Annotated in this window: 16 protein-coding genes; 6 read left to right on the top strand and 10 right to left on the bottom strand. The window is 71.4% G+C overall.

Annotation, left to right across the window (positions count from 1 at the left end; all coding sequences use genetic code 11):
• Positions 1–20: 20 nt before the first annotated feature.
• On the top strand, positions 21–557 hold the full coding sequence (locus tag ACIQZN_RS09955; protein WP_403990129.1) for a tetratricopeptide repeat protein: 537 nt from the start codon (positions 21–23) through the stop codon (positions 555–557).
• Here the strand turns inward: ACIQZN_RS09955 and ACIQZN_RS09950 are convergent.
• The 3 genes from ACIQZN_RS09950 to ACIQZN_RS09940 are packed head-to-tail and all read right to left on the bottom strand — an operon-like array spanning position 541 to position 3,004.
• Positions 541–1,095 (bottom strand): cysteine hydrolase family protein, encoded by a 555-nt coding sequence (locus ACIQZN_RS09950; protein WP_403990127.1) that lies wholly within the window; start codon positions 1,093–1,095, stop codon positions 541–543. The genes ACIQZN_RS09955 and ACIQZN_RS09950 overlap by 17 nt on opposite strands.
• The gene (locus ACIQZN_RS09945; RefSeq protein ID WP_403990851.1) at positions 1,092–2,546 is read right to left on the bottom strand and encodes an MFS transporter; all 1,455 of its coding nucleotides are present in this window, start codon (positions 2,544–2,546) and stop codon (positions 1,092–1,094) included. The genes ACIQZN_RS09950 and ACIQZN_RS09945 overlap by 4 nt, the downstream gene beginning before the upstream one ends.
• A gap of 8 nt (positions 2,547–2,554) precedes the next feature.
• Complete coding sequence (locus tag ACIQZN_RS09940) at positions 2,555–3,004, bottom strand: MarR family winged helix-turn-helix transcriptional regulator (RefSeq protein WP_403990125.1); 450 nt, start codon at positions 3,002–3,004, stop codon at positions 2,555–2,557.
• 105 nt (positions 3,005–3,109) lie between these two features.
• Here ACIQZN_RS09940 and ACIQZN_RS09935 point away from each other — a divergent pair, with 105 nt between their 5' ends.
• Positions 3,110–3,622: an ArsR/SmtB family transcription factor gene (locus ACIQZN_RS09935; RefSeq protein WP_403990123.1), complete on the top strand. Its 513-nt coding sequence runs from the start codon at positions 3,110–3,112 to the stop codon at positions 3,620–3,622.
• A 50-nt stretch (positions 3,623–3,672) separates the two neighbouring features.
• Positions 3,673–4,554: a M23 family metallopeptidase gene (locus ACIQZN_RS09930; protein ID WP_403990121.1), complete on the top strand. Its 882-nt coding sequence runs from the start codon at positions 3,673–3,675 to the stop codon at positions 4,552–4,554.
• On the opposite strand, the gene ACIQZN_RS09925 is transcribed toward ACIQZN_RS09930, so the two are convergent.
• Together ACIQZN_RS09925 and ACIQZN_RS09920 are read right to left on the bottom strand one after the other, a co-directional pair.
• Complete coding sequence (locus ACIQZN_RS09925) at positions 4,542–5,141, bottom strand: dihydrofolate reductase family protein (protein WP_403990119.1); 600 nt, start codon at positions 5,139–5,141, stop codon at positions 4,542–4,544. The two genes, ACIQZN_RS09930 and ACIQZN_RS09925, sit on opposite strands and share 13 nt — an antisense overlap.
• A gap of 84 nt (positions 5,142–5,225) precedes the next feature.
• Positions 5,226–5,843, bottom strand: a complete 618-nt coding sequence (locus ACIQZN_RS09920; RefSeq protein ID WP_403990117.1) for a S1 RNA-binding domain-containing protein — start codon at positions 5,841–5,843, stop codon at positions 5,226–5,228.
• A 60-nt stretch (positions 5,844–5,903) separates the two neighbouring features.
• Between ACIQZN_RS09920 and ACIQZN_RS09915 the strand changes: the two genes are divergently transcribed.
• Positions 5,904–6,440, top strand: a complete 537-nt coding sequence (locus ACIQZN_RS09915) for a hypothetical protein (RefSeq protein WP_403990115.1) — start codon at positions 5,904–5,906, stop codon at positions 6,438–6,440.
• A gap of 29 nt (positions 6,441–6,469) precedes the next feature.
• Here the strand turns inward: ACIQZN_RS09915 and ACIQZN_RS09910 are convergent, their stop codons facing one another.
• Positions 6,470–6,937 (bottom strand): hypothetical protein, encoded by a 468-nt coding sequence (locus ACIQZN_RS09910; protein WP_403990113.1) that lies wholly within the window; start codon positions 6,935–6,937, stop codon positions 6,470–6,472.
• A gap of 199 nt (positions 6,938–7,136) precedes the next feature.
• Between ACIQZN_RS09910 and ACIQZN_RS09905 the strand changes: the two genes are divergently transcribed.
• Positions 7,137–7,688, top strand: a complete 552-nt coding sequence (locus tag ACIQZN_RS09905) for a YciI family protein (RefSeq protein WP_403990111.1) — start codon at positions 7,137–7,139, stop codon at positions 7,686–7,688.
• A 92-nt stretch (positions 7,689–7,780) separates the two neighbouring features.
• Here the strand turns inward: ACIQZN_RS09905 and ACIQZN_RS09900 are convergent, their stop codons facing one another.
• Positions 7,781–9,265: an MFS transporter gene (locus ACIQZN_RS09900; RefSeq protein ID WP_403990109.1), complete on the bottom strand. Its 1,485-nt coding sequence runs from the start codon at positions 9,263–9,265 to the stop codon at positions 7,781–7,783.
• A 157-nt stretch (positions 9,266–9,422) separates the two neighbouring features.
• On the opposite strand from ACIQZN_RS09900, the gene ACIQZN_RS09895 reads away from it, so the two are divergent.
• Positions 9,423–10,118, top strand: coding sequence for a TetR/AcrR family transcriptional regulator (locus ACIQZN_RS09895; protein ID WP_403990848.1), 696 nt, complete (start codon positions 9,423–9,425; stop codon positions 10,116–10,118).
• On the opposite strand, the gene ACIQZN_RS09890 is transcribed toward ACIQZN_RS09895, so the two are convergent.
• The 3 genes from ACIQZN_RS09890 to ACIQZN_RS09880 form a co-directional block, all read right to left on the bottom strand.
• Positions 10,112–10,366: a DUF6332 family protein gene (locus ACIQZN_RS09890; RefSeq protein ID WP_403990107.1), complete on the bottom strand. Its 255-nt coding sequence runs from the start codon at positions 10,364–10,366 to the stop codon at positions 10,112–10,114. The two genes, ACIQZN_RS09895 and ACIQZN_RS09890, sit on opposite strands and share 7 nt — an antisense overlap.
• Positions 10,367–10,437: 71 nt before the next feature.
• On the bottom strand, positions 10,438–10,899 hold the full coding sequence (locus ACIQZN_RS09885) for an iron chaperone (protein WP_403990105.1): 462 nt from the start codon (positions 10,897–10,899) through the stop codon (positions 10,438–10,440).
• A 43-nt stretch (positions 10,900–10,942) separates the two neighbouring features.
• On the bottom strand, positions 10,943–11,596 hold the full coding sequence (locus tag ACIQZN_RS09880; RefSeq protein ID WP_403990103.1) for a glyoxalase: 654 nt from the start codon (positions 11,594–11,596) through the stop codon (positions 10,943–10,945).
• Positions 11,597–11,598: the final 2 nt, after the last annotated feature.

The raw sequence follows: 11,598 nt of genomic DNA, 5'->3' as shown, positions 1-11,598 counted from the left end.
GTGTGCCAACGTGGGGCCGCATGAGCGATGACCGTGAGAGGGACCTCGCCCTGGCGCGCGCCGTGCGGCTGCGGGAGCAGGGGGAGGCCGGGGCCGCCCGGGAGCGGTTGCTGGAGCTGGCGCGGCGGTATCCGGAGGACGCCGTGATCGCCTACCAGACCGCCTGGGCGCACGACGTCCTCGGCCTGGAGGCGGAGGCCGTGCCGTTCTACGAGCGAGCGTTGGCGGGGGAGGGGCTTGCCCGCGAGGACCGGCACGGGGTGTTCCTCGGGCTCGGGAGCACCTACCGGGTCCTGGGGCGTTACGAGGAGGCCGCGCGGACACTGCGGCGCGGGCTCGACGCGTTCCCGGAGGATGCGGTGCTCCAGGCGTTCCTGGCCATGGCGTTGTACAACCGCGGCGAGGGCCGCGAGGCGGTGGGGCTGCTCCTGAAGACGCTGGCCACCGCCTCCGACGACCCCGGGGTGCGCCAGTACCGGCGGGCGATCGAGCACTACGCCGACGATCTGGACGCCGTGGAGCCGGTCGGCGCGGAGGGGGTCAGCCCAGGCCCGTGATCCAGGCGTCCACCGTCGTGACCGCGCTCTGGTTCGGGAACACCTTCTCGGTGAGCACCCGGTGCACCTCCGGGTCGCGGTCGGCGCAGCCGTCGGCCAGGACGGTGAGCCGGAAGTCGAGGTCGGCCGCCTGGCGGAGCGTGGACAGCACGACGCCGCTCGTCGAAAGCCCGGCCAGGACCAGGTGGTCGACGCCCGCCCCGCGCAGGACGAGATCGAGGTCGCTGCCCGTGAAGGCGCTGACCCGCTTCTTGGTGACGACGGCCTCACCGGCGAGTGGCGCGAGGTCGGGGTGGATCTCCGCCCCCGGGTCGGCCCCGGTGAAGGCCCCCTCGGGCAGGGTCCCGAAGAGCGGGCTGGACTGGGCCTCGGGGCGGCCAGGCCGGAAGCCGACGACGACGTACACCACGGGCACATCGGCCCGGCGGGCCGCGGCGACGGCCCTGGCGAGCCTCGGCGTGAAGCCGGGGTCGAGATCGGGGACGCGGCCGACGATGGCCTTCTGGAGGTCCATCACGAGCAGGGCGGGGCGGGTCATGGGTTTTCCTCATCGTTCTGGGAGTCGTTCTGGGAGTCGCTCTTGGCGCTCTCGCCGATGCGGCGCAGCGAGCGGTCGGCGACGGTCACCACCAGGAACAGGACGCTGGTGGCGAGCATGAACCAGGCCAGGTGGTGCAGCCCGCCGGTGTCGGCGCGCTGCCCGAAGAAGGCGCCGTTCGCGGCCGACGCGGTGATCGCGCCGAGGTAGCCGAACGTGCGCAGCAGCCCGGCGGACGAGCCGATGCGCTCGGCGTCGGACTGGTGGTAGACCGCGTTCTGAAGGGCGAGGCCGTTCAGCCCCTGCGGCACACCGAGGACGACCACGACGGCCAGCAGCATCCACACCGGGCTGTCGTCGTGCAGGAGGAGCAGCAGCGCACACGCCACGATCTGCCCGGCCGCACCCACCAGGAGCTTCCCGCGCACGGCCTGGCGCCGTCCGGTGAGGGCGGAGACGGCGATCCCCGTGGCGAACAGGGGCAGTTGGACCAGCCCTGCCTGCGAGGCGGACAGCCCGCGCCCCTGCTCGGTCCACTGGGTGAACCCGTACAGGAAGGCGTAGGTGACGACGTAACAGAGCAGGGCGCGGCCGTACGTGGCGACCAGCGGCAGATTCCCGCCGAGGACGCGTACGTCGATGAACGGCTCCCCGGCGCGCAGCTCGCGCCAGGTGAATCCGGCACCGGCCGCGAGGGTGAGCACCAGCAGCCACCAGGCGCCGCTGCCGATGTCCATCAGGAACAGCAGCAGGCACGACAGCGCCACGGCGAACAGCCCCATCCCCGGCAGATCCAGGCTCCGCACCCAGGAGCGGCCGTCCGTGCGGGCCGTCCCGGGGAGCGCCGGGATGCGGCGCGCCCCGAGGTACAGGCCGAGCAGCGCCAGCGGGATGTTGACGGCCAGGGTGGCGCGCCAGCCGCCGACGCCGACGAGCAGTCCGCCGACGCTCGGGCCGACCACGGCAATGGTCTGGGTCGTGATCGCGAGCGCGGTCAGCACCCCGGCGGGGCTCTTCTCGCCCGTGCGCCGGGCCTCGCTGCGGATCAGGTACATGGCGGCCGGATAGCCGGAGCAGGTGCCGAATCCGAGCAGCACCCGCGCGGCGACGAGCATGCCGAGGCCGGGCGCCAGCATGCCGACGACCCCCGCGATCCCGGTCAGCGCCGTCCCGGCCAGGAACAGGCGCCGGGGCCCGAACAGGTCGATCAGCCGGCCCATCACCGGCTGGCCTATCGCGGTCGCCAGATACAGGGCGGAGATCAGCCACGCCGTCTGGGAGGGCGGAGCGCCGAAGGCCGCCCCGATCGGGACGAGGGAGACCGAGATGATGGAGGAGTTGACCGGGTTGAGGGCGGCCCCCGTCATCATCGGGGCGAGCAGCCGCCGGTCGAAGCCCTGCGCCGAGTCCTTGTCCCGCCCGGGGCGCCACCGTTTCAGGGCGCGCGTCATTCCCGTACTCACGACCGGACGATCCGCTCCAGGACGGTCATCGCGGCCAGCAGCTCGCGCCGTTCCTCCTCCGTGCACTGCTCCTCAAGGGCCCGGGCGAGCCAGCCCTCCCCGGCGCGACGGCGGTCCTCCAGGAAGGTGTGCCCGCTGTCGGTCACGTACACCAGCTGCCGGCGGCCGTCCTCCGGGTCCGGACGACGGCTGACCAGACCACGTTCGACCAGAGTGCCGACGGTGCTCGCCACCGACTGGTGCCGTACGCCCTCGGCGGCGGCCAGATCGACCACCGACGCCTCGCCGTCCTTGTCGAGCCGGCTGAGGAGGGAGGTCTGGGAGGGCGTGAGCTCACCGCGGTCGTACGTCTCCCGCATGCGCCGCCGCAGCCGGCTGTACACCACGCGGATCTCGTGCGCCGCGCGTGCGGCCGTCTCGGAGACGGTCTGCTCGGTCTCGTTCATGCGTGCAGCCTAATGTGCGCAGCTTGGGCTGCGCAATTAAGCCTGCGTGACTCATGGTGTAAATTCACCCTTGCGTGTAACTCCGTAATTACGTAATCTCGATGTATGGACCTGGAGGAGCGTGTCACCGAGCTCGAACGACGCCTGGCCGAGCTGGTGCAGGCGGCCCCCGCCGCGCCCGCGCCCCCCGTGGCGCAGGCCGACTTCTGGGCGCTCGACGCGCTGAAGGCGCGGCATCCGGTGACGGAGGAGGCGGACGGCGCCGTGCTGTTCACCGGCGCGGTGCGCGTACCGACCGGGCATCGCTACGAATGGCAGTACGGGCTGCCGGTCGGGACGGTGCTGGACGACGACTGGTCGGAGGCGGCCACGTCGTTCGCCGCGCTCGGCCATCCCGTACGGCTGACGCTGCTGCGCGAGGTCCTGGGCGGCCTGCGCACCGCGGCCGAACTGGCCGCGCTCGACGGTGTCGGGACGACCGGCCAGGTCTACCACCATCTGCGTCAGCTGACGGGCGCCGGCTGGCTGCACTCCCCGGAGCGCGGCCGCTACGAGATACCGGCGGGGCGAGTCGTGCCACTCCTGGTGGTGCTCACCGCCGCACGCCCCATGACCTGACCGATCGCGTACGCCGATCGCGTACACCGATGACGCACAAGGGGGAGTACATGTCCGTGGACCGACGGAAGATCGCCGCGAAGGTCCAGTACGCGCTGTGGGTGGTCTTCTTCGCCCAGATCGTCGTCGGATTCTTCGTGGAGCTGCCGTACAACTACTGGCTGAGCTGGCTCCCGGCCCTCGGTGCGATGGGAATCGGCCTGGTGACGGCCCGCTCCGCCCGCCATCGGATCGAGACCGCGCCCCCGCCACACGTCGCGGTGGCGCCCCCGGTGACCGGCCGCTGGTCCGCGCTCAACAGCCCCGCCGACAAGGTCCCGAGCCACGGAACGCACAGCCTGGCGCAGACCTACGCCATCGACATCGTGGCCGAGCCGGCGGACGGACCCGCGCGCCCCGCCCCCGTCTGGTTCTGGCCCGTCGCCCGGCGCAACCGGGACTATCCCGCCTTCGGCGCCCCCTTGTACGCGGTCGCGGGCGCCACCGTCGTGCACGCGGAGGACGGCCAGCGCGACCACCTGAGCCGCAGCTCGCTCGCCGGGGTCCTGTACTTCTGGCTGGTCGAGGGCGTCGGCCGGACCATAGGCGGCAGCCGTCGCATCGTCGGCAACCACATGGTCCTCGACCTGGGCGACGGAACACACGCCATGTACGCGCACGTCCGGCGCGGCTCCCTGCGCGTCCGGCCGGGCGACGAGGTCGAGCCCGGCCACTTGCTGGCCCACTGCGGCAACTCGGGCAACTCGACCGAGCCCCATGTGCACTTCCAGCTGATGGACGGACCCGACCTGGAGACGGCGCGCGGAATTCCCTTCACCTGGCACGGAGTCGGCGTACCGGCCGCCGGCGAGACGTTCACCGTGGAAGCCGTGGAAGCCGTGGAAGCCGTGGACGCGGACGCCACCGCTCCGGCACGGCCTCAGGACGCCTGACCAGAACCTTCTCCGTCCTCGCCGGGCGGCCCGTCGAGAATGGTGGGGGCGTACTCCAGCAGCTGGAGCCGGCCGTCGAAGGTGCGGCTCCCGACCAGATCGAGGCGGATATCGGGGTACGCGTCGAAGATCCTTTCCCGCCCGGTGGCGCCGGTGATGACCGGGAAGACGACGACCCGGAAGCGGTCCACGAGACCGGCCACGAGCAGCGCCCTGCACAGACTGAGGCTGCCGAGCGTACGCAGCGGACGCGTCCCGGTCCGCTTCATCTCCCGCACGGCCTCGACGGCGTCCCCTCTGACGAGCTCGGTGTTCTTCCAGGCGAGAGGCGGTTCCAGCGTGGACGAGAACACGACCTTGGGCATCGCGTTCAGCTCGGCGAACCCGGGGTCATCGGGCATCTGCGCGGCGAACCCGGACATGAGCCGGTAGGTCGTGGCCCCCATCAGGGTGACGTGCCGCTTCTCGCCCTCACTGTCGATCCACGCGAGGTATTCGGGCCCCTCCATCCCCCAGAACCCGGGCCAGCCCTCGGCGGACGCGTATCCGTCGAGCGAAATGATGAAGTCCACCATGAGGCCAGTCATCGGACAGTCCCTTCACGATCCTGTGCGTGCCCCAGTAACGACTGCCGATCCCCCGAAAACTCATCGGCGGCCGAGCACCGGCGGTCAAGGGCCGGCTTCCTGACCGGGCAGTACGACACGTGCTTGCCGGCGGGTGTCCGCCCGGGCGAACAGCAGGCGTCTGTGCGACAGGTCGATGTCCAGTACGACGATGGTGATGTCCGCACCGACCTCGAAGCCATCCGACCGGCCTACCGGGAGCAGACCGGGAACTTCGGTGAGACGGAGATGCTCCCTGAACGGCACCAGCCCGACGATCCCGTCCCCTACATCGACGAATACGCCGATGGAGCACACCGCGTCCACCGTCCCGCGCAGTATGTGGCCGACTTCGGTGCGGTAGGCGAAGGCCTCAAGCGGATCGGGTTGCAGGGCGCGCAGGGACAGCCTGGCCTCCGCGTTGTGGGTGTCGAAGCCGATGAACTCGCACGTGACGCGCTGTCCGATCCGCACGACCTCCTCCGGATCGTTGAAGTGTCGCCATGACAGCTCGGGCATGGTGAGGAACCCGACGCCGGGGAATATGGGATGTCCCGGGCCCTCGTCCAGTGCCACGAAGACCCCGAACCTCTCGATCGCCGCGACGGTGCCGGTGAGGATCTCGCCGTCGTGCAGCGACCCGAGGAACGTCCAGAGTTCCGGGCTTTCGGCCTGCCAGTCCATGCCGTTCACCCTGGCACGACCGCGGCCGTCGATGTCAGTCTCCGTCCGTACGATCACGCCATGTCTGATGCCTTTACGGTCCTGTGGACCCATGATGTGTGCCGGGCCCTGCGCAAGGCGGGCCGGGTGGGCGAGCGGCCGCCGGTTGTCTTCAGTGGCGTGCACTCCTCCTTGCCCAGGTGGGCGGGCGCGAGCGCCGGGGACACGGTGTACGCGGTGCACGTCAGCCAGCGCCAGGTCTACGTAGTGAGCCGGTTGCGCGTGGTCGACAGGGTCCGGGGTGACTGCTGCGGCACGCCTCCCGCCACATGGGAGGACCCCGCTCATCCGGGCCACGACGACTGGTCGATGCTCGGCGCCGAGGGCTGCGGCGCCGAGGCGGTGCACGTGGCGTCGACCCCCGTACGCTTCGACGTGCAGGTCCCCGGGGACCTGCTCCCGCAGCTGACCTGGCAGAACCGGCGAGGCCGGACGCGTGTCCTGAAGTACGTGGTGGACGGCCGCCTCGAGAACTCGATCAGCCTTCAGGGCTTCTACCGGCTCACCCCGGAGTCCGCCGACGCGCTGTCCGGGGTGGTCGACGGCGCGACCGGCTGACGCCGACGGACGGGAGCGGTTCTCGTCGGCTACCAGCGGTGCGGGCGGCGGGTGGTGGTGAGGAGGGCCGCTACCGCCGTGACCATGGCCAGGGCGATCGCGAAGTGGGCTGCCCAGGCGCCTGCCGGGGTGGGGCCGCCCCAGGCGTTGGCGGTGTCCTCGCCCGCCGTCGCCAGCGGGTACAGCAGGCCACGGGTGAGGAGAAGGGTCACGGAGGGGGCGGCCAGCGCGAAGGCGAGGGCGTTCGCCGGGAGGCCGCGGAGGGCCCGGCCGACGACGGCCCGGAAGCGGTCCGGGGCCGACGGGGACGCGGTCAGCCCGCCGAGGGACGCGAGGCGCCCCTGGAGCCGGCCGGCGGTGGATGCCTGGCCGGTCAGGGCCAGAAGCAGCACGAGGACGGTGGCGGGCAGGGCCAGCAGCGCATGGGCCAGGAGCCGGGCCGCCTGCCGGGGCAGTGGACGGCGGCGTGCGGGGAGGGCGTCGGGTGCGAGTGCCATGGGGAGCCACCTTCTCGGGTTCGGTGCGATGACCGGACGGTAGGGGCACGGCCGCACCGACGGCGTCATACCGGGGAGCCAACCCGGCCGTCGGACCCCAGTAGCACGGCCGGTGTTCCGGGGCCGACCCGCAGGTACCGCGCACCGGGAGCCCGAAACCGGTTGAGCGGGCGCCGTCGACGCGGAAGGGTCTGTGGCCATGGAGTACTTCTGCTACCACCGAGACCGGCCGGGCTCCCTCGCTCTGCGCGAAGAGTTGCTGGAGGAGCACTGGTCCTACATGGACCGGTACGCGAAGGAGCTGATCGCCCGGGGCCCGACCTTCGCCGCAGACGGTGAGACGCCCACCGGAAGCGTGCACATCGTGGACCTCCCCGATGCGGCCACCGCCCGGGCGTTCGCCTTCGATGAGCCCAACTACCAGGCAGGCGCCTATCGGGACGTGCTGATACGTCGTTGGCGCAACGTGCTGGGCCGCACCATGTGGGACTTTCCCGGGGGTTCGGAAGGCGGCGGCAACCGCTACCTGGTGATCGGCTTCGGCGAAGGCCCCGGAGCCGACCCGGGCCCGCCGGCCGCGCAGGACGACCTGATCGCGTACGGGCCGCTGCTGTCCGACGACGGCGGGACATGGCTCGGTACGGCCTGTCTGCTCAGGGCCGCGAGCCCGGACGAGGCACGCGCTGTCCTCACAACGGACCAGTACGCCGACATCGAGGTCCACGACTGGGAGTTCGGCGGACGCCGGTGAATGAGGGAGGGCCCGGCCATATACGCGGCCGGGCCCCCCGCCTCTCCGGCAGCTGAGCCCGGGACCGACGGGCTCCGCTGCCGGGGCGCACATCAGACGGGTTCCTCGACCGGGTGTTCCTCGACCGGGTGTTCCTCGACGCTGTGCGAGTCGGTGAGGCTCAGCGCGCCACCGGCCGCGATCAGGCCGACGACGACGGCGAGCAGCGCGTAGGTGATCCGTTCGCCGTGGAAGAAGGACGCGACGAGGTCGCCGCTCCACACCCCGGCGGGGAGCGAGGTGGTGACCAGTGCGGCGATCAGCGTGCCGACCACCGCGGTGCCGACGCTGGAGCCGACCTCCTGGGCGGTGTCGTTCAGGGCGGCGGCGATCGACGTGCGGTTGCTGGGCATCGCGTCCACGAGGGCCACCGCGCAGATCGTCATCACAGTGCGCAGCCCCACGGTCATCAGCACCATGCACACCGCGATGACGGCGTATCCGTGCTCGACGCCCCAGGCGAGACCGGCCAGCGACCCCGCCAGGCAGGCCGCGCCCACCAGGCAGGCGATGCGGTGCCCGAACCGGCGGGCGAGCCACTCGGACAGCGGGGTGGCCATGAGCATCGTCACGATGATGGGCAGGTTGGCCAGGCCGGCCCGGACCGGGCTCCACCCGTACGCGTACTGGAAGTGCAGGATCAGCCCGAACATCACACTGGCCATCGCGATCGACGTCCCGATCTGCGCGAGGGTGGCCCCGCGCACCGTGCCGTTCGAGAAGACCCGGAGATCCAGCATGGGCGCCGAGCTGCGCCGCTCGTGCCGGACGAAGGCGTACGCGGCCGCGACCGCGCCCGCGATCGACCCCAGGGTGATCCCGGAGAGCCAGCCGTTCTCGACACCGCTGGTCAGCGAGTAGCAGGCGAGCCCGATGGCGGCGACGCTCAGCAGCGCGCCCGGCACGTCGAGCCGGTCCTTGGTCAGGTCCTCGGGGCGGTCGGCCGGGACGCCGAGCCGGACGCCGATGCACGCGATCAGCGCGATCGGGGCGTTGACGAGCAGCAGCCACTCCCAGCGCACGTGCGCCAGCGCCGTACCGCCGAGCAGCGGGCCGAGCACGAAGCCGGACATGCCCACGATGATCATCACGGTCATCGCGCGCATCCGCAGGGCCTTGTCATCGAACAGGCGGAAGACCAGGGAGTTCGTGATCGGAGCCATCGCGGCGGCGGCAACGCCGAGCGCGGCGCGCAGGGCGATCAGCTCGCCCGCGGTGGAGACGAGGGCGACGCACAGGCTGAGCGCCCCGAACACGGTGAGCCCGATGAGCAGCACCCGGCGGCGGCCGAGCCGGTCCGCCATCGATCCGGCGGTCAGCAGAAGGCCGCCGAACGTCAGCGAGTACGCACCGGTGACCCACTGCAACGCGGTCGTGCCGCTGCCGAGGTCGCGGCCGATCGTGGGCAGTGCGATCGACAGCAGGGTGTTGTCGACCATCTCGACGAAGAAGGCCAGGCACAGGGCGGCCAGGGGTATCCACGCCGCACGCAGCGAGGGATAGGAACGGGACCCGTTTCCGGGTGGGGCGGTAGTCATGGCGCGGTCCTTTCGATCGAACATCGTTCGGCTATCGAACGCCGTACGATGAGCTACGATAGAACAGCGTTCGATACGATGCAAAAAGCGAGAGGAGCAAGCCATGGCACAGCAGCGGCGCCGGGCCGACGGGGGACGCCGCCGGGCTTCGCACTCGATGGAGTCCGTGCTGACCGAGGCGGTGGCCCTGCTGGACGAGGCCGGTGCGCCCGCGCTGACGTTCCGCGCGCTCGCGCAGCGGCTGGGCGGCGGCGTCGCCAGCATCTACTGGTACGTCGCGAGCAAGGACGAGCTGCTCGACCGCGCCACCGACCATGTGATGGGCACGGTGCTCGCCGAGATCGAGAAGCTGCCGGAGAGCGACGACCCCATCGACGACCTGCGCGCCATGGCCCTGACGCTGTTCGACGCGGTCGTGGAGAGGCCCTGGCTCGGCGCGTACTTCATGCGCAACACCGATGTGCAGAGCAATTCCCTGCGTGTGTACGAGACCCTGGGCCGGCAGACGCTCCGCCTGAAGCTCGACGCGCGTCAGCGTTTCCACGCCGTCTCCGCGGTCGTCGGGGTCGTGGTCGGCTCCGCCGTCGACATGGGGCAGGAACCGCCGGAGGAGATCCTCGAAGGCGCCGTGAACCGCGACGAATACCTCGGGCGGTTCGCCACGGCCTGGCGGGGGCTCGATCCGGAGGACTACCCCTTCGTCCACGAGATCGTGGACGAGTTCGACGGTCACGACGACGTGGACCAGTTCCGCTCCGCGCTGGACCTGACCCTGGCCGGGCTGCGCCTCCAGGCCGCAGCGCAAGCCTCCGCGGCTCAGCGACCCGGGCCGAAAGCCTCCGCGGCTCAGTGACCCTGTCGGCGCCGCGCGTCGAACCGGCGCAGGACCCGCACCACGCGCCACACCCCGGCCGCCGCGCCGAGCAGCGCACCTCCGGTCAGGGTGTGTTCACGTGCCGGGCCGGTGACGCCGAACGCCAGGGCGACGGCGAAGACGGCCGCGAAGACGGCCGCCCCCAGCACGGCGGCCGTCACCAGAGCGAAGATGATCTCCACCGTCATCGCGTCCTTCTCCCACCGCGACTCGCGCCCCATGTCCATGGCGCAAGTCTCACATCGCGGTCAACCCCTGCGGCAGGGAGCGGCAGGGGAGGGCCGTAGGGGAGTGGGCCTCAGCCCACCGCCTTCCGGACGAGCGCGGTGATCTGCTCCTCGGCGGCCGCGGTCAGCCCGGTCAGCGCGTAGGCGGCCGGCCACATCGCGCCGTCGTCCAGCGCGGCCTGGTCGCTGAAGCCGAGCGTCGCGTATCTCGACTTGAACTTCTCCGCGCTCTGGAAGTGGCAGACGACCTTGCCGTCCCTGGCGTACGCCGGCATGCCGTACCAGAGCCTCGGCGCCAGCTCCGGAGCGGCCTCCTTGATGATCTTGTGGATGCGCTCGGCGAGGGCGCGGTCGGCGTCCTGCATCTCGGCGATCCTCGCGAGGACGTCCTGCTCCGCCGCCGCCTCCTTCTCGGCCCGGGACGCGCCGCGCCGGGAGGCCGCCTTCTTCTCCTCGCGCGCGTGCTCCTTCATCGCGGCCCGCTCCTCGGCGGTGAATCCGCTGTAGTTCTCGGAGGTCTTCGACGTCGGCATGGCAGGGGTCCTCTCGTACGGGAAAAGCGGGGCGGCGTGCGGGTCAGGCGTGGTCGGCGGAGGTGGTGGGCTCCCAGGCGAAGCCGTCCGGGTCGGTGAAGGCGCCGGCGGTGCCGCCGAGGACGATCCGGTGGGAGCCGGCCGCGTCGTCCGGGACGCCGAGGTCCTTGGCGAGGGCGCGGCGCTTGTACAGGGCCAGCTTGACGGCGGAGGATTCGCCGGGCTGGAACTCGGCGTACTTCCCGCCGAAGCTCTTGCCGACGGCCAGACCCCGGTCCACGTAGAACTGCTTGGTGGCCTTCACGTCCTGCACGCCGAGCAGCAGCACGAACTCGTCGATCTCGCGGGTGGCGGGCCCGGTGTCCTTCTTGGACGAGGTCGCGATCTTCCAGATCGTCCCGTCCGGGGCCTGTACGACGCCGCCGTACCCCCACAGCGACTTGGCGGCCGGCTTCAGCACGGTGGCTCCGGCGTCGACCGCGGCGGCGACGAAGCCGTCGACGGTGGCCGGCCCGGACACGGTGAGCGCCAGGGTGAAGCCGCGGAATCCGGTGTCCTGGGCCTCGCGGGCCCGCAGCCGGATGTGCGTGTCCACGCCGAAGGCGGCGTAGAAGCGGCGGGCCTCCTCGACGTCGGCCACCTCAAGGGTGACGGAGGAGAGCGAGGCGGCGGGCTTGGTGTCAGTGGTGGTGTTCATGA

This window comes from Streptomyces sp. NPDC097595, assembly GCF_044761525.1.
Lineage (GTDB): Bacteria > Actinomycetota > Actinomycetes > Streptomycetales > Streptomycetaceae > Streptomyces > Streptomyces drozdowiczii_A.
This window is presented reverse-complemented; position numbering and strand designations above follow the sequence as displayed.